This window comes from Adhaeribacter soli (genome assembly GCF_008727925.1).
Classification (GTDB): domain Bacteria; phylum Bacteroidota; class Bacteroidia; order Cytophagales; family Hymenobacteraceae; genus Adhaeribacter_A; species Adhaeribacter_A soli.
Genome location: NZ_VTWT01000003.1, coordinates 113,295 through 130,678, shown reverse-complemented (window position 1 = coordinate 130,678; position 17,384 = coordinate 113,295). Strand labels below are relative to the sequence as shown.

The window sequence follows — 17,384 nt, the reverse complement described above, 5'->3', positions numbered from 1 at the left end:
TTGCGTTTTTTTATAATTTTTCTTATATTCAAATTCTTAAGGCTTATCGTGTACTAACCGGTTCTCCTGCCGGCAGGAGCCTGGTGCTTCATAAGGTTTTATTTGTCGGGTAAAAGCAGGCTGAAGCATGGTTGTTGCGTGTTTTCACCATAGCCGCCAGGCTAAGAGAGGAAGCAGGTTATTCCGGGCACAAGTGAGTGCGGAGGCACAAAACCAGCGAGTGTAGCTCCCGAGGAAACCGATACATACTTCTAAGGCAAAGAGATCGTAGCAGGATTTGACTTACTGCTTTGTTTTAAGCAGTAAGTTCCATAAGCTCCCTCGGCTGGCGCCCGGGATGACACAATAAATTGGCTAAGCTTTCCGGTTTTGGTGAAAACACGCAACAACGGCGAACAGAAGGGTATTTAACCTATATGGAGTATTAAAGCATGTTTAAAATGCATCCGTTAGGCTACCTACTTCCATTACCGGAACCTGAGGTCATCTTTTGTCCCGCACCATAGCGCAGCGAGGCTCCTCTAAAAAGCCTTCTTCAGAACCCGGTACTGAAAACTTTCGCTAGCAAAAATGAAATTTAAACATGCTCTTACTCTCAGGTTGGAATAATAATACTTCGGAAGCCAAGGAAACATTAGTTTTTGCCCTGAAAAGGCTATCGTTTCCAACCTGAAAACCAGCCCTTATAGGTTATCCTATAAACAAAATAAAAATGGAAGGAGTACTTCCATTCTTATTCGTAAACAACAACCATAAATCTGTTCCTTATTTCTTGATCAGGCGGATAGTATAAGTTTGGGTTTCGGTTCTGGCGGTAAGGATATAAATGCCTGCCGGGTATTTCCCTAAGGTAACCGGCACGGAATTTTCACCTTTCAACACTTCCCTTACAGCAGTATAAATGGTTTTTCCACTCAGGTCTACCAGGGTTAGCGCTACTGCACCTGTGGCGGTCGCATTTAATTGCAACGTAAACTGATCGTGGAAAGGGTTGGGGTAAACATTTGCTTCCTCTTTAATTCCGGCAAAATCAACCACTTTCGGACCGTAAAAAGCTACCGTTCCGTCGAAATCGGTTTGCTTCAGGCGGTAGTACCATAAGCCGGTTTTGCCATTCTGTTTGTCCTGAAATTTGTATTCCTGGGTAGTGTTGGAATTGCTGTTGGCACTGGTTACAAAACCTACCGTTTCGAAGTTGCGGCCATCAGGGGAGGCCTGTATATGGAAACCCTGGTTGTTTTTTTCGGAAGCGGTTTCCCACTGCAGCAAAGCTCCTGAAGCGTTTTTCGTTGCTTTAAAGTAAGTAAGGGATACGGGCAAAATAGGCATCACTACTGCATTTCCAACAATGAATGGCGAAGAGCCGGAGATACCAGTGGCAGTGGCTAAATAAGGGTTTACGCCCGCTGCCTGCCCAAAAGCCGATACCCAGGAATTTTGGGCGCTATTAGCAATGGCCGATTTGTTTCTGTCGAAAATACGGCCTTCATCACCGGTATTCCACTGCAGCGTAAGGGTTACATTGGGCACGCCGTTGTTGGTTTCCAAGACCAGATCCCAGGTTCTGGAAACCGCGCCATCCGGATGGATACGGGTGGAGTCGGTGTTCACGCCATTGGTAACCAGCACCGAAAAGTTATTATTGGGCCCGTTATTGGTCAGGTAAAGGGGGGTGTAAGACAGGGGAGTCCCCACCGGGAAAAGCACCTGGCCACTATTTCCGTCCGGATCGGTACCGATATTTTTCTGGAAAAGCCGGCCGGCGCCGCTCTGAATAACATACGTGGCGCTGGATACATTGTAAAATACGGCGGAAGCTTCGAAGGTAATGGAAAAATCGCCGATGTCGAGGCTGCTGCCCGCCAGATCGAGGCTGGTATTGATCACCGCAGGGCCGTCGAGGGTGCGTACCTGCCCGCCTTCCAGTACTACGTTCCCGTAATCTTTCCTGCCCGATACCACCTCATTGCCGCCATAGTACACAATAGTAGAATTCGTATTCAGGTAAATATCGCGGAACTGCTTTACAATGGTAGAAACAGACCGGTTACAGAAGCCCTTCGGACGGGCCGTCCGGAAAGTGCCGTTGATAGCAATGTAGGGATCTACCCCGGAGACCTGCTGGTATAAAACCTGGTAAGTGTCCATATCGAACGTAGCGTCCTCATCTACCAGCAAAAAGTGCCGGACCGTGATGTTGCCCAGTACCGTTTTGATATCGATATTATTAATGGTTAAGCCGCCGTAGTTCAGTGCTGTTACATTCTGGGCTCCCATGGCATCGTAAATAATGTTGGAATTAATGCCTAAAGGCAGCAAAGTAATATTGGAATGAATAGCCGTTTTAGTAGTGCTGTACAGGCCATTCGGATTGGTAAGTTCTACGTTTCCGAGTATTTCTATGGAAGCGGCAGTACCACTGGCTTCCAGTACCTGATAATCGTCCAGCCGTAATTGCGCTCCCTCGTAAACCGTGAGTTTTCCCGCCATAGTAATATTTCCCTGCAAGGCTTTCATCCGGTTATTGGTTAGTACAATGTTCTGATAATCGTTTCGGCTGGTAATTACCTGCACGCCGCTCCCTTGAGCATTGTAGTCAATAGTCGATCCCGGCCCAAGCACTACGGAGGTTAAATCCCGGTGCAAGGCGGTTCTTGTAGTGCCGGACAGGCCTTCGGAGCGGGAGGTGCGGAGGGTGCCGTTTATTGCCACCGATCCTCTCGGAATGATGGAGCTCAGAATCTGAAAGGTAGATGTGTTCAGGACCGCACCGCTGTTTATGGTGAGTTTTCCGCCCATGGTGATATTTCCGAGGATGGTTTTCTCGCCTCCATTTGAAATGATCAGGTTCTTATAATCGTTCCGGGAGGTGATGAGCTGGTTACCGTTCATATTGTATTCTACCGTAGAAGAGGCGGCCAGCGTAAGCCCACCGGAATTGTTGAACGTTCCTACCGGACCTACCAGGCCGTTTGGCATGGCCGTTTTAATATAGCCGTAAATGGCTGCCGCCCCAATGCCGTTCACCTGAAAAGCGCCCAGATCGAACGTAACGCCGTTGTCTAGGTTCATGGTGCTGCTGATGGCACAATTCCCTTTCAGGGTTTTGGTAGTTCCGGTTCCTTTTAAGGTTAAGCGGCTGTAATTTACCCCGGCAATATCCTGGTTGTTTCCCTGGTAAATAACTTCGCTTATCGGGTTTAAATTTACCGTTGTAAAACCGGCCGGAAAGGCGCTGTTGCCGGATACCAGCATGGTGGCACCATTTTCCATGGTAAAGGTATTTGGGGCGCTTCCAATCAAGGAATACCCGTTCAGGTCCAGCAGGCCTTTTACCGTTACGTTCCCATACACGGGATTCAGGTCTCCGCCTAATTTTACTCCCACCGGGTTTTCGATAATTATATCGCGGTAGGTGTAAACCGGCATGGTCTGCATGGCTTTCCCGCTAAAAATTATGGTTGCGGAAGTACCAAAATCCAGCGATCCGTTTACCCCCAAAGCGCCGCTTACTTTCAGGTTCCCGGGCCCGGTGAAGATGATTCTGGCGCTTGTATTGTTCAGGGTTATGCTTCCCGATATTTCAATAATTCCGTCTTCGGCTTTAACCACGCTTTCCCTTTGACTGTTGCCCCCGTTAATTACCAGGCCGGCGGCAATTAACTGTCCTTTTCCAATATTCAAAACGTTCAGGAAGTTACCCCCAGGCTGGTTTACCGTTACGGTTTGGGCTACAGTAATTTTACTTGTTCCCAGCACACTCAGCGACGAAGGATTTACGGCACTGGCAAGTGTCAGGCTCCGGCAGTTCAGGTCGTTGCTAATCCCAATTGCATGCCCGTTTATAATTACATCGTCGCCGGGGCCGGGAATGCCCGCCGGCGACCAGATCAGCGCGTTGTTCCAGTCGCCGTTTCCAATGCTGGCATAGGTAATGGCCCTGGCTGGAGAAACCAGCAAAAGTACAAAGCAGCAAAGCAGGAGCCCCGAAGGTAGTTTTTTTGGCCAACGGGGCGAGAGGACTTCGAAAGAAGCATTTTTTGAAGGGAGAAAAGGGAAAGTAGGCATGGAATTGATACATAAGAAGGCCCTGAAAGCGATTACCTTAAGCCAAATAACTGCCGATCTCCTGATGAAATACAGCCCCGGAAGAGTAGAAATAGAAATAATAGTTTAGGAAAAGTGGTTAGAGCGACAATATTTATAATTTTTACCACTTTATTTATAACTTTATACCCAAATAATTCAACATAGTTGCAAAATAATTTAAATCAAGAATGAAATTTGGGATATACAGTATTTTTCCGGGCTAAACATTGGCATTTTAAAGGAAATATAAAACCACTGTAATTCAAGAATTCATTTTACCCTTAAAGCGACTATTGGAATCATACAATTAAAACACTAGAGAACGGCGCTCTTTCTCCGGCAAAAACCACGCTGGCAGAAATAATCCTTACAGGTAAGGCGGGAAAAACGGAGGTGTAAAATGGGTTAGGAGAGCCTTAAACCCAGGGAATAACTGGAGGCTTTAAAAAGGCAGGTAAACAAAAAAAGGGAAGCTATTGCCTCCCTTTTCCTGTTGGTGTTTTTTATCGGAATCTGTTACCGTTTCAGCATTCTGAAATATTGTACTTCAGCTCCAGCCTTAACCTTAAGCATATAGAGCCCTTCAGGCAGTTTTTCGGTGGCTATGGCTACCGTTTTACCGTCTGCGTTTTCTTTCAGGGCGCCCTTGCATACCGTTTTCCCGGAAAGATCAGTAAGTTCATAAAAAGCCTGCTGCCCTTTCTCCGGCTGCATAGAAACCGTAAAATGGTTTGTAAACGGATTGGGCCAGGCTGTTGCAGAGGCTTCCTTTTCTTTTTCCAGGCTTATAGCCCGTACGTTGCTGTAATTAACCGATCCGTCGAAATCGAGCTGTTTCAGGCGGTAGTACCATACGCCGGTGCGGATCTGGGTATCGGTAAATTCATAATCGAGGCGGGTGCTGGAATGAGGATTTTTGCTGGACACATGGCTGATGGTTTCAAACGTTTTTCCGTTCCTGGAAACCTGCACATCGAAGCCCTGGTTGTTTCTTTCGGTGGCAGTCGCCCATTTCAAACGGGTACTCTTGCTTTCCCGGGCTACCGTAAAGTGCAGCAGCGCTACCGGTAAAGGACTGCCGGCATCGCCAACGCCAAAAGGCGAAAAACTGCTGATTCCGGAACGGGATACGCTGTAAGGACCGTTGCCGGCTGCTGCTTCAAAGGTGCCGGTCCGGTTCCAGAGGCCGTTCTCGTAATGGCTGATCGTGCTTCGGGAACGGTCGAAGTTTTTAGTGGCATCTTCCGGCACAACAGCTTCGTCGGCAGCGTTCCAGCTTAAGCGTAGCGTTACCATTGGGGTTCCGTTTGCGGTTTCGTTATGCACATTCCAGGTTTTCTTTACTACGTTCGAGAAAACCGGGTTATTCCAGGAATCGCGCACGCCATCGGTTACGTTTACAGAAAAGGAATTGGCCGCACCGGAATTGGTAATATAAGCCGGGGTGTAAGAAGTAGCCGTCCCCACCGGGAAAGCAACTTCGGAAGTTAATCCGCCCAAACCGATATTTTCCACGATCAGCTTGCCGCTTCCCGATTGAACAATGTAGTTTCCGGCAGAAGCATTGGTTATAACCCCGGTAGATTTAATGGTAAGCGCATTAGCCCCAATAGAAATACTGCCACCGGAAAGATCGAGCAGCGATGAAATACTGGCGTTACCTGCCAGCGTTTTAGTACCGGTGCTTAGAATCTGTAACTGGGGATAATCTAAAGCGGCAATAACCTGATCGGTACCTTTATAAATGACTTTACTGGTGCCTGCCAGGGAAACCGCACTAAAGCCGTCCGGAAATGAAGAAGCTCCGCCTAAGGCCAGCGCCGCCTCGTTTCCTATCTGCAGCATTTTGCCGGCCGCACCGGTAATGGCAAAACCGTTATTATCTAACGTTCCTTTTTGAATGAGCAGGTCGCCGGCTAAGGTTAAGGCGCCGGAAGCAGTGGCCGTAAGGTTGCTGGTGGACAGGTTAATCGCTAAATTACCAAAGGTATAGCCCGGAATAGCAGGCGCAATGGTTTGCCCGAAAGAAACCGTGCTGCCCGGCGAAAAAGTGTAGGTACTGAATCCGGTTGGGAAAGCAGTAGCTCCGGTTAAACTGAAGGAAGCGCCGTTATTTACCTGAAAAACTTTGCCGGTGCTTCCCGTAATGGTATACCCGCCGTTGTTCAGAATTCCTCCTTCAACCAGCAAATTGCCTGCAACCGTTACCGGGCCGAATAAAATAGCGCCGGCAGCATTGGTTATGCGGATATTTCCGTAGGTATTGGCAGGCAGCGTTTGCAAAGCCGTACCATTCAGAACCAAATTACTGCCCGCCTGAAACGTGGCAGCAGATGCCGGGAAAGCGCCGCCTACCACCAGCGAAGCATTATTATTGACCGTGAGCGGAGCTCCGGTAAGGGTGGTGGCATTGCTAAGTGTAAGAGTACCGCTTTCCACAGTTATGTTACCGGTAACGTTGCTGGCGGTCACACTCATTCCGAAGGTGGCTCCGGCAGCAGATACGTTGTTTATTTTTATATTACTGTAAGTCCGGTTTGGAATGGTTTGCGCAGATGTGCCGTTGAAATTCACCGTGCTGCCCGTATTAAAGTTTGTTGCTCCGGCTCCGCTTAAAACGCCGCTTACGCTCAACGTCTGGCCACTAGTAACTGTTAAAGAACCGGCGCTTACCGTTACATCTTTGGCAGCCACATTGCCGGCTAAGGTTTTGGTGCCGGAGCTGCTAACCAGCAAAGTTCCATAGTTGAAAATCGGAATGGTTTGCGCCGCCCCGTTAAAGTTTACCGTACTGGCCTGATCCAACGTTAAAATGCCCGTACCCAGGCTTCCGCTAACGGCCACTGTCTGTCCCGAAGTCACATTCAGACTGCTGGTATTGCTAAGCGTTATATTAGTGGCTGTAACATTGCCGCCCAGAGTTTTGATTCCGGTACCGCTTATCCGTAAATTACTGTACGTTATAGCCGGAATAGTTTGATTTGCCCCGTTGAAATTCACCGTGCTTCCGGCATTCAGGGTTAATCTTTGAGTATTTGAAGCGTGAGTAGTTAGGGTAGCAGTATTAACACCTAAAGTAGCGGTTTCCACTGTAAAAAAAGCGTTGGTAACAGTACCTCCATACGTTATTGCGCCAGTCAGATTCAATATACCTGTATTAAGCAGCAGAGTAGCTGTTCTCCCCCCGCCACCACCGGTAATAGAAATAGCACCGGCTGAAATGGTTCCGGGCCCCTCCGTTTTTAACTGGGTTACACTGTTCCCATTACTGGCACCAGTTACAGTAATAGTCCCAACGGTTAACGTAACGCCACTATTAACAGCCAATGTTGAATTTGATACGCCTGTCGGAACAGATACGGATTGCCAGGCTATACTTGTTGTGATGGTGATAGTATGCCCCGCAGCAATTTCAACGGCATCCGTCGAGTTCGGAAAAGTACGGATACTCGTGCCAGCCGTTTTGCTCCAAGTTGCCGTTCCGGTGCTGCCGTTCCAAGTACCGCCACTAGCTGAAGTAAAGCTATCGGCAAAGCTTTGGTTTCCGGCAAGTAAAAGCAGGAGCAGAAGAAAGACAGGCAGCGGCCTGGGTTTATAAGCTTCAACCGAAGTGCTTCTGACGACACAACATAATTTTAGCAAAAGTTCAGAGATAGGGTTCACGTTTATGTTTTTCATTTAGCAATAGTTTAGAACGTAATTGGCTGAGCGGTTAAACAGGAAAAATTTTCAGGGTTTCAGGCCTAAAGCAGAAAGCAATAGGCAATAGGGTACCAGGGCTAATTTTTTAAGCCTTTTTTAGAGAATTCATAACGCCTGTCCGGGCCCTGAATCAGGCGTTATAAATTACTTATGCCAGGAAAATGGTCAGGTGTTCAGGTAAATATTGGTCGATCTTTCATTTTTTATTTACAGCGATTTATTAGCAGAGATACAATGCAACAAGGGCTAAGATTCGCTTTTGTTGCTTCCCCAAGGACTTGTATTCGGATTAATCTGTGAAGGGCACCGACCAAGGGGTTAAACCCGAAGAGGGGTGGGTGAAAAATGCACTTTTTACCTGTTCCTATATAGCGTTCTGTATATGATTGTGGCTTTAAAGAGCTTCGCTGACAGGCATAAAAAAAGGCGCCTTAAAAGCGCCTTTTTATCTATACAATTCAGCCATTAGCTGTATCTCGGTTTATCGATATTTGGTTTATTCGTGTTCCGGTTTGGGTGACTTCCCAAACGGGTATCAATTGTCGGTTCATCCACATCGTCGGTATAACGGGCCTCCAGCTCATTGTACTGATCGTCGAAATTTTCGATGTTGGCATCTTTCATACCCCCAATACCTTTACCGGCTGGGTCGCCTAAATGACCTCTCGACTGTTTGTTGGTGGAATTGCTTTTGTACGGCATAACAACCTCCTTTTTGTTTAAGTGATAATTATTTTCACCCCCGTTTTCCGGCCATTACCTGTCCGCAGGGCTTATTACATACTCATTCTCTGCATTTTAAGTTTTCTATATTTCAGCCGAAATACTTTTCTCTTCAAAAATTATAGCGTTATTAACCGGAATGTACAAGGGTGCGTAAACAGCAGCAAAAATTCAGCTATGAAGATCGGTACGCAAACAGTAGAAATTTCCCATCCGGAGAAAGTGCTTTTCCCGGAACAGCAATACACCAAACAGGACCTGGTAAATTATTACAGCGAGGTTTCTCCCCACCTTTTACCTTTCCTGAAAAACCGGCCACTGATGCTACATCGATTCCCGCAAGGCATCGGCCACCATGGCTTCTACCAGAAAGATGTCGGAGCCTCTTTTCCGGAGTGGATCGACAGGGTTTCGGTAGAACGCGAAAAACAAGAGCCCATCGATCAGGCCGTAATAAACAACAAGGCGGCGCTGCTTTATACCATCAACCAGAATACCATTGTGCTGCATCCCTGGCTCAGCACGGTAGAGGATCTGCACAAGCCTGATAAACTGATCTTCGACCTGGATCCGGCAGAAGGGCAATTTAAAACGGCGGTAAAGGGTGCTTTGCTTTTGCGCGAATTACTGGAGAAAAAATACGGCCTGAACTGCTTTGTAATGACTACGGGCTCCAGCGGGTTGCACGTTACCATTCCCATAAAAGCTGAACAAACCTTCGACGAAGTAAGACCCTTTGCGCTGGCAGTAGGGCAGGAACTATCGGTGCAACACCCGGAGGAATTTACCACCGAGCAGCGCATTGAAGACCGGAAAGGGCGTTTATTCGTGGATTATATGCGGAATTCCTACGCCCAGACTGCCGTGGCGCCTTATGCTGTTCGGGCTTTACCGGGCGCACCGGTTGCCGCACCGCTTTTCTGGGAAGAACTAAAAGACAAAAACCTGAAAGCACAAATGTACACCATCGAAACCATGCCGAAACGGCTTCAGGAGGTTGGCAACCCCTGGGCGGATTTCCGGAAAATGGCTAAAAGCCTGAAGAAAGCACTTAATATTCAGGAGGAGGAAAAGGCAAAAGGCTAGGAAAAAGAGATAAAAAAGCACCAAAAAAGGTCTTCCGGGGGGAAGACCTTTTTAGTTTGAATTTACTGCTAACGTTCGTTATCTTCTTCCAACGCTTCCGGCGGGATTTGGGATACATCCTGTTGCATGTGATCGGTAGAAGGCAATTCCACGATCGGGTCGTCTACAATATCGGCGTGCGCCGCGGTAGGAATCCCGTCGGGAATAATGTGGCCGCTTTCTTCGGAATTTTCATTCGTGGTGGTGGCGGTTGAGCCTTCGCTGCTGTCGCTGCCGTAGCCGGTGCGGCCGTCGCGGTCGCCAAAGCCGCCGCGGGCCTGTTCATTCTTTGGCGGATCAGCGCCCGGTACCAGGTGTCCGGCCTGCATTTCGGTCATATCTTCGCCCGTACTGTCGATCACCCTTACCGGGCGGTCGTTGCCGTTGTGGTTATTATTTTTCTTATCGGTTGCCATAATGCTATTCTTTAATTAAACCTTACCGGCTGGCACTGCAACCGGCAACTGTATACTTCACTTGTACTGATTTCAGCATGTTAAGGTTTAACCGGCCACCATTTCGCCGCCGTTTACATGAATTATTTGTCCGGTAATGTAAGAAGCGTCTTCACATGCCAGAAATACATAGGCCGGGGCTACTTCCGAAGGCTGACCGGCACGTTTCATGGGCGTACTCTTCCCGAATTTACTTACCTGCCGCGGGCCAAAAGAAGCCGGAATCAGGGGCGTCCAGATCGGGCCGGGAGCCACACCGTTTACGCGAATGCCTTTTTCGGCCAGGTTTTGGGAGAGGGAACGGGTAAACGTAGTAATGGCGCCTTTAGTAGCCGAATAATCCATTAAATGGTCGGAGCCCCGAAAAGATGTTACGGATGTGGTATTGATAATAGAATCGCCTTTTTTGAGGTGTTCCATTACGGCTTTGGTCAGGAAGAAATAGCCGAAAATATTCGTACGGAAGGTTTTTTCCAGCTGTTCTTCCGAAATATCTTCCACGCTTTCCTGCTCGTGCTGTTCGGCCGCATTGTTTACCAGCACATTTATCCGGCCAAGGGCTTTTACGGTGCGCTGTACCGCTTTTTTACAAAAATCCTCCTTGCCTACATCGCCTTTAATCAGGATACACTCCCGGCCTTCCGCCTCGATCATTTGCTTTGTATCTTCGGCATCGGTGTCTTCGTTCAGGTACACAATGGCCACATCGGCACCTTCGCGGGCAAAATGTACGGCCACGGCCCGGCCAATACCACTGTCGCCGCCCGTTATCAAAGCCACTTTGTTTTGCAGTTTGCCGCTGCCGCGATAGTTCTTGCGAATCACTTCCGGTTCCGGGGTCATTCGATGCTCATCGCCTGGCTGCTTTTTCTGGGATTGCGGAGGAAGGTTCTTTGGTTTTTCGGCCATGATTTTGTTTTGTTAATCGTTGTTCATTAATCGTTGTTCGGATCAGAATTCTGCTATACGAAGCTTCGGGCAGGGTGTTTTCAGAATCAGGATTTACGGGATTTAAGGATTTACAGGACATTTGTCGGAACTATGATTTATTTGATTTTTCTGATTTCTATGAAAATGTGCGGACAGGGCTTACCCCAATGCCGTCAACTTAGGGAAACCAGCCATACAATTTGCGTCATTCCGAGCAACGCCGAGGAAACTTATTCATACTTCTATGGCAAAGCGAGCGTAGCGAAATTTGGCTTACAGGTTAAATTTGAAATATGCGGTTTCATTGCCGTCTGCTTTAGCTGACGGTTTAAAGCAGCCTGTATTCCGGCTTTAGCCAAATTTCTATCTTATTAAATTAGATGCTTTGCCTCAAGCCTCTATTTGAGCAACCACTTTTCCGTCAGCTAAACCAGACGGCAATGAAATTTGAATAAGAAATTACTGATGGTTAGAACTAACCTTGAAAGGAGCAAAGGTGGTGCTCTTTTCTACAGCTAAAACAAAAGAGGGTTTACTTTTGAAACAATTAAAACAGTAGCAATTCAGGCTGAAAAACTACTTAGAGCCGACGAGGTCCTTCGCTGTCGCTCAGGATGACAAAATGGTATAAAATGACGGGATTAAAGAAGGCGGCAAACGCTATAATTCCTGCAATAAAAACCACCCAACGGAGTTAAATCATTTTGCGTAACTTTGGCCATTATGCAGGAAGAAACCAGCCTTTTTTTAGTGCCAACGCCCATCGGCAACCTCGAGGATATTACCTTACGGGCAATCCGCGTTTTAAAGGAAGTGGATGTGGTGCTGGCCGAAGATACGCGCACCAGCGGCAAACTTTTGCACCACCTGGGCATCGATAAACGGATGCACAGTCACCATTTGCACAACGAACACAAAGCCGTGGGGCATCTGGTAGAACGGTTAAAAGGCGGCGAGAAAATGGCGTTGGTTTCCGATGCAGGTACGCCGGGCATTTCCGATCCGGGTTTTTTACTCGTGCGGGCTTGTTTGCAGGAAGGCATTAAAGTGGAATGTCTGCCGGGCGCAACGGCGTTTGTGCCAGCCTTGGTAAAGTCCGGGTTCAGTTCCGAAAGGTTTACGTTCGAAGGGTTTCTGCCGGTAAAAAAAGGCCGGCAAACGCGCCTGGAAAGTCTGAAAGAGGAAGAACGAACGATGATCTTTTACGAATCGCCGCACCGCATTTTAAAAACCCTGACCCAGTTTGCCGAATACTTCGGCCCGGAACGCCAGGCATCCGTTTCGCGGGAACTAACCAAAATGTTCGAGGAAACAATTAATGGTTCGCTGGAAGAACTGGTTAAAATATTTACCACCAAAGCTATAAAAGGAGAATTTGTTCTTGTTGTGGAAGGCCGCAAATAACCGCAAGTATTTACCGTTACTGGCCATCGTTGCGGCGTTTCTGCTGTGGCTCGGTTGGCCGACCAAACCCATTCCGTTGTTTCTGTTCGTGGGGCTGGTGCCGCTGTTTTTAACGGAACGCATCATCGAGCACCCTTCATTTACCCGCCCGGCAGCTACGTTCTTTAAGTATTCCTACTTTACGTTTCTGCTCTGGAATGCTTTTACCACCTACTGGGTATCGTATTCTACCTTGCCGGGCGGCATTGCGGCCGTGCTTTGCAATGCGCTGCTGATGTGTATTCCGGCCATGCTGTTCTTTTTCACCAAGCGCCGCTTCGGGCCGAAGATCGGGTATCCGTCGTTCCTGGTTTACTGGCTTGCTTTCGAGCATTTCCATTTGGGTTGGGACCTGACCTGGCCGTGGCTCACCTTCGGAAACGGTTTTGCCCAACGTCCGGAATGGGTGCAGTGGTATGAATTTACCGGTTTTATGGGCGGCTCCGTGTGGCTCATTCTGGTGAATATCCTGTTCTTTAAAGCCCTTGCCGACAACCCCACAAAAAACTGGAAACCTTACCTGGCACCGGTACTTTTGATCGTAATTCCGATAGCAATTTCCTACGGCATGTATTTCAGTTATGAGGAAAAAGGCCAGCCGGCGGAAGTAGTGGTGGTGCAGCCGAACATCGATCCGTACAAAGAAAAATTCCGCGACGGCGAAAATTACATTCCCATCGAGCAGCAGCTGGCCCGTTTACTGGTGCTTTCCGAAAGTCAGATCACGCCGAAAACCAAACTGGTAGTGTGGCCGGAAACGGCGATCGGCTCGAATTACCAGGAAGACCAGATTCATCTTTACCCGGACATTGCGCAACTGAAGGCCTTTGTAGCGAAGCATCCGGGCCTGGACTTACTTACCGGCATCAACTCCTACCAGCTTTACCCGAATAAAGAAGCAGCTACCGTTTCGGCGCGTTTTCGGGAAGACCTGGGTTATTACGATGTTTTCAATACGGGCATGTACCTGACCAATCAGGGCCAGATCGAGCTTTACCATAAATCGAAACTGGTGCCGGGGGTGGAAAAATTGCCGTATCCACAGTTCTTCAAGTTTTTAGGCCCCTTGGCAATTGACTTAGGCGGCATGGTGGGCACGCACGGCACCCAGGAAGAACGTACGGTATTCTTTCACAGCGGCGATAAACAACCGGCTTCCGCCCCCGTGATCTGCTACGAATCAATTTATGGCGGCTACGTAAGTGAGTATGTCCGGAACGGCGCTTCGCTGATCTGCATTATTACGAACGACGGCTGGTGGAGCGATTCGCCGGGCTACAAGCAGCATTTGCAGTACGCCGTGCTTCGCGCCATTGAAAACCGCCGGAGCGTGGCCCGGGCCGCTAATACCGGTATTTCGGGCTTTATAAGCCAGCGCGGCGACTTCGTGCAAAAATCGGAATGGTGGAAACAGGCGGCTTTGCGCGATACCGTGCTCCTGAATACCGACCTTACCCTTTACAGCCGCACCGGCGAACTGATCGGTCCGGCGGCGCAAATACTGGCCGGGCTGCTGTTGCTGGCGCTCATTATTCACAAACTTATTTACCGCAAACGAACCGTATGAATTTAGAGAATCTTTGTAAGCAGGTAGTGGCCGAGGCCCGTTGCACCGGCGCTTTTATCCGGAAGGAAGGCCAGGAATTCGATGCTTCTAAAATCGAGCACAAAGGCTTTAACGACTTGGTTTCTTACGTAGATAAGGAAGCCGAAAAGCAGTTGGTGGATGCCCTGAAAACGCTCTTGCCGGAGGCGGGTTTTATTACCGAAGAAGGTACCGATTCCACCAAAGCCGAAGAATTCAACTGGATCATAGACCCATTGGACGGCACCACTAATTTCATGCACGGTTTGCCGGTTTTTTCCATCAGCATTGCGCTCATGCAAAAGCAGGAACTGGTATTGGGCATGATCTACGAAATAAACAAAGACGAAGCGTTCTATGCCTGGAAAAACGGCGGCGCTTTCCTGAACGATAAGAAGATCTCTGTTTCCAAAGCGCCCAAACTGGCTAATTCTTTGGTTGCCACCGGCTTTCCTTACACCGATTTCGGCAAAACGAATGATTACCTGAAAGTGCTGGGCGCCTTCATGGCCAAATCGCATGGCGTACGGCGTTTGGGTTCTGCCGCGGTTGATCTGGCATATGTGGCTTGCGGACGTTTTGAAAGCTTTTTCGAGTTTAATCTGAATGCTTGGGATGTAGCGGCCGGGGTTTTAATTGTGCAGGAAGCGGGCGGGAAGGTTACTACGTTTAAAGAGGGCGGTGATCCGGTTTTCGGGCGGGAGATTGTAGCGAGTAATACGGCGGTGCATGCGGAGATGCTGGCGGTTATTGGAGAGAATTGGTAAAGCTTTTTGTTGATAGAGGTGCCTTTTATTTTTTCACGGTTATCTCGACGATAGGAGAGATCCCATCAAGTTGGTAGTCTGGTTTGCTATAGCTATTTTTTTATTTCGATTTCAAACAAGCTTCAACTCTTAACTCACGGCTTTCTGCTTTTAATTTAGCTTCTCCCTCAAGCCGGGTGGCTTCGTTTCTGCGTTCGCGGCTGCAACCTTACCTGCCCTACCGGGCTGCCTCCTGCGTCGGCACCGATAAGCTTGGAGGCCGCTCTCACAGAAACTGGTGTCAGCATTCCTCCGTTGCAGGCTTTCTTTTTATTTAGTTTTTATCAACTAACGTGGTTTTCAGGGGCGCTGCGCTGGCGATATGCGTGAAATCTGATTTAGAGAAATTCTGCTAATTCTATAATTCTGAGAATTCTGATTCAGACTATTCCAATCAAATATTGAATTGATCGGATAATGTGCGGACAGGTCGCGACCTGTCCCTACAATTTGAATACGCCAGGCCTCATCACGAAAATCATATAAAATCAAAAAAATCATAGTTCAGACAATTGTCCTGAAAATCCTTTAATCCTGAAAATCCTGATTCTGATTCAGATAAAGTGAAAGATGGTGATAAACTGATTATTGGAAACTTATTCCGGTTTAAATTTCTTCTGCTAAACTTTTCGTACCTTTGTGGGCGTTAAGTATTTGTGATGCAGGAGATTCTGATACTTCTTATTTTTCTGGCGGCGGTGGCTTACCTGGTGCGTATGTTCTGGCGGCAGGCGAAAAGCAACGAGCCGGGTTGCGCCAAAGGTTGCGGCGGCTGCTCCACCCTTAACCCCGATCTGATCGAAAAGCAAATAAAAGCGGCGAATCGTAAGTAATTGCTTTTCCCGTTAATTCCTCGGCTTTTTCCGGTATTTCCTTACCGATTTCTCTTCCTGAAGCCGGCTTAATTTTTATTTTTTTGCTTCCCGTTCCGGCAACTTCTGTGGGTTTTTACGTATAGCTTTCATACTATATTCTGAGCTGTAAAAACTAAAATACATAAAACTATGCAAGACAAAGAAGAAGAAAGATCTATGGTGAACGTAGAAAACCGCCTGAACAAAGACGGTTATACCACCGATTTTAAAGTCGATAATGGCCGTTTATGCGTTATTGGTTCGGATAAAACTTACGGCGAGCACGAGGTGAAAATCGTGGACTTCTATCGCTTCGAGGGCGAAACCAACCCGGATGACATGGCTATTCTGTATGCCATTGAAACCAACGATGGCATGAAAGGCACCATTGCGAATTCGTATGGCCCTTACGCCGATAGCGGGGTGGATGAATTCCTGAGAAGGATTGAAGACATCGGCAAAAATCTGGACAAGTCCGATAAGTAATGTGCTGATTATTTAATGTGTAAATGTGCTATTTTGCAATAGCAGGAAATAAAAAACCGGTTCAGCTACCTGCTGAACCGGTTTTTTATTTCAGAATCGCTATGGAAAGCAGGCCGGAAAGTAGCTGGCTTTTCTGTTGAACCTGCAATTATAATAGTCTCATACTTAAGGACATCCCTGCTTTAATCGCCGTTGGGTTTATCGGTTTCTTCTTCGAAGGTCTTGGTAGTGGATGGTTTTGCTTCTCCCGGTCCGGTGTGCGGCGTAGGGAAGGGCTCGATGGTAGGTGGCACCGGCGGCATTTCGGCAATGAACGGGAAAAGCGGCTGCCCTTTGCTGCCGTCGAAATGCAGGGCACGGGCCGGGTACGGAAAGCGGATATGGTGCACGTCGAAGGCTTTTTTGATCTTCATGATGGCTTCGCTCCGGGCGTTTACATAATCGGTCTGACGGGCATAATGGATCCAGAAGCGCACCAGCACAATGATCGTGCTTTCGGCGAATTCCTCGAAATACACTTCCACTTCCTTCGATTCTATCTGCCCGGTAATGCCCTGCATGGCTTCCAGGGTAACGGCTACCACTTTCTCGAGGTCTTCGTTATAAGAAACCCGAAGGTTCAGGTCTATGCGCCGTAAACCGTAATAGGTAAAGTTAATGGTAGGGCTTTCGAAAACTTTCCGGTTGGGCACTTTCACCAGTTCGCCGGTTTGCCGCCGGATATCGATGGTACGGAGGTTTATGCGCTCGATGGTGCCGAAATGTTCATTTGTTTCAATTACATCGCCTACGCCAAAGGGCTTGCGCACGGCAATAATAACCCCGGAAATAAAGTTGGCGGCAATGTCCTGAAAGGCAAAACCCAGGGCAAGACCAATAATACCAACCCCGGCCAGTAAAGAGGTTACCGTTTTATCTAAATTCAGGATGCCGAGGGTAAAGAAAAGCCCCATGAGCACCACCCCGGCATAAACCATGGTGGCAGCCAGGTTGTTCAGGGCTACGCTGTGCGAGATGCGCGGTAACAGGTTCTCGGCAGCTTTGCGCGATAAGCGGGCAAAAATGAAGGTAATTATGAGCACCAGGATGGCAATTACCAGATTCGGTAACATCACGATCAGGTGCTGCCCCCAGGCCCGAAGTTTCTCAGTCAGCAGGTAGAAGGCATCGTTAAATTGATTCATTT

At 48.1% G+C, this 17,384-nt stretch carries 12 protein-coding genes; 6 read left to right on the top strand and 6 right to left on the bottom strand.

Annotated features, from left to right (window positions below):
- Positions 1-765: 765 nt before the first annotated feature.
- From F0P94_RS06775 to F0P94_RS06765, 3 genes are all read right to left on the bottom strand, one after another.
- The gene (locus tag F0P94_RS06775) at positions 766-3,960 is read right to left on the bottom strand and encodes a T9SS type A sorting domain-containing protein (protein WP_191906947.1); all 3,195 of its coding nucleotides are present in this window, start codon (positions 3,958-3,960) and stop codon (positions 766-768) included.
- A gap of 645 nt (positions 3,961-4,605) precedes the next feature.
- On the bottom strand, positions 4,606-7,767 hold the full coding sequence (locus F0P94_RS06770) for a T9SS type A sorting domain-containing protein (protein WP_150903119.1): 3,162 nt from the start codon (positions 7,765-7,767) through the stop codon (positions 4,606-4,608).
- Between the two features lie 489 nt (positions 7,768-8,256).
- Positions 8,257-8,493, bottom strand: a complete 237-nt coding sequence (locus F0P94_RS06765) for a hypothetical protein (protein ID WP_150903117.1) — start codon at positions 8,491-8,493, stop codon at positions 8,257-8,259.
- Positions 8,494-8,691: 198 nt separating this feature from the next.
- Between F0P94_RS06765 and ligD the strand changes: the two genes are divergently transcribed.
- Positions 8,692-9,600, top strand: coding sequence for a non-homologous end-joining DNA ligase (ligD, locus tag F0P94_RS06760; RefSeq protein ID WP_150903115.1), 909 nt, complete (start codon positions 8,692-8,694; stop codon positions 9,598-9,600).
- A gap of 68 nt (positions 9,601-9,668) precedes the next feature.
- Here ligD and F0P94_RS06755 read toward each other — a convergent pair whose 3' ends face one another.
- Complete coding sequence (locus F0P94_RS06755; protein ID WP_150903113.1) at positions 9,669-10,055, bottom strand: hypothetical protein; 387 nt, start codon at positions 10,053-10,055, stop codon at positions 9,669-9,671.
- An 87-nt stretch (positions 10,056-10,142) separates the two neighbouring features.
- Complete coding sequence (locus tag F0P94_RS06750) at positions 10,143-11,003, bottom strand: SDR family oxidoreductase (protein ID WP_150903112.1); 861 nt, start codon at positions 11,001-11,003, stop codon at positions 10,143-10,145.
- A gap of 744 nt (positions 11,004-11,747) precedes the next feature.
- Here F0P94_RS06750 and rsmI point away from each other — a divergent pair.
- From rsmI to F0P94_RS06725, 5 genes are all read left to right on the top strand, one after another.
- Positions 11,748-12,428 (top strand): 16S rRNA (cytidine(1402)-2'-O)-methyltransferase, encoded by a 681-nt coding sequence (rsmI, locus tag F0P94_RS06745; RefSeq protein WP_150903110.1) that lies wholly within the window; start codon positions 11,748-11,750, stop codon positions 12,426-12,428.
- A complete protein-coding gene (lnt, locus tag F0P94_RS06740) occupies positions 12,406-14,034 on the top strand; it encodes an apolipoprotein N-acyltransferase (RefSeq protein WP_225307140.1) in 1,629 nt (542 codons plus the stop codon). Before rsmI ends, lnt begins: the two co-directional genes overlap by 23 nt.
- Entirely contained in the window at positions 14,031-14,819 is a 789-nt protein-coding gene (locus F0P94_RS06735; RefSeq protein WP_150903108.1) for an inositol monophosphatase family protein, read from the top strand. Before lnt ends, F0P94_RS06735 begins: the two co-directional genes overlap by 4 nt.
- Positions 14,820-15,517: 698 nt before the next feature.
- Positions 15,518-15,691 (top strand): FeoB-associated Cys-rich membrane protein, encoded by a 174-nt coding sequence (locus tag F0P94_RS06730; RefSeq protein ID WP_150903106.1) that lies wholly within the window; start codon positions 15,518-15,520, stop codon positions 15,689-15,691.
- A 171-nt stretch (positions 15,692-15,862) separates the two neighbouring features.
- On the top strand, positions 15,863-16,198 hold the full coding sequence (locus F0P94_RS06725; RefSeq protein ID WP_150903104.1) for a hypothetical protein: 336 nt from the start codon (positions 15,863-15,865) through the stop codon (positions 16,196-16,198).
- A gap of 182 nt (positions 16,199-16,380) precedes the next feature.
- On the opposite strand, the gene F0P94_RS06720 is transcribed toward F0P94_RS06725, so the two are convergent.
- Positions 16,381-17,382, bottom strand: a complete 1,002-nt coding sequence (locus tag F0P94_RS06720) for a mechanosensitive ion channel family protein (RefSeq protein ID WP_150903102.1) — start codon at positions 17,380-17,382, stop codon at positions 16,381-16,383.
- Positions 17,383-17,384: the final 2 nt, after the last annotated feature.

What these genes read in the sequence shown, in the direction of transcription:
- rsmI (WP_150903110.1), top strand. Translation starts at nt 11,748, where the DNA reads ATGCAGGAAGAAACCAGCCTTTTTTTAGTGCCAACGCCCATCGGCAAC.
- F0P94_RS06725 (WP_150903104.1), top strand. Translation starts at nt 15,863, where the DNA reads ATGCAAGACAAAGAAGAAGAAAGATCTATGGTGAACGTAGAAAACCGC.
- F0P94_RS06730 (WP_150903106.1), top strand. Translation starts at nt 15,518, where the DNA reads ATGCAGGAGATTCTGATACTTCTTATTTTTCTGGCGGCGGTGGCTTAC.
- F0P94_RS06750 (WP_150903112.1), bottom strand. Translation starts at nt 11,003, where the DNA reads ATGGCCGAAAAACCAAAGAACCTTCCTCCGCAATCCCAGAAAAAGCAG.
- F0P94_RS06770 (WP_150903119.1), bottom strand. Translation starts at nt 7,767, where the DNA reads ATGAAAAACATAAACGTGAACCCTATCTCTGAACTTTTGCTAAAATTA.
- F0P94_RS06735 (WP_150903108.1), top strand. Translation starts at nt 14,031, where the DNA reads ATGAATTTAGAGAATCTTTGTAAGCAGGTAGTGGCCGAGGCCCGTTGC.
- F0P94_RS06755 (WP_150903113.1), bottom strand. Translation starts at nt 10,055, where the DNA reads ATGGCAACCGATAAGAAAAATAATAACCACAACGGCAACGACCGCCCG.
- ligD (WP_150903115.1), top strand. Translation starts at nt 8,692, where the DNA reads ATGAAGATCGGTACGCAAACAGTAGAAATTTCCCATCCGGAGAAAGTG.
- F0P94_RS06720 (WP_150903102.1), bottom strand. Translation starts at nt 17,382, where the DNA reads ATGAATCAATTTAACGATGCCTTCTACCTGCTGACTGAGAAACTTCGG.
- F0P94_RS06765 (WP_150903117.1), bottom strand. Translation starts at nt 8,493, where the DNA reads ATGCCGTACAAAAGCAATTCCACCAACAAACAGTCGAGAGGTCATTTA.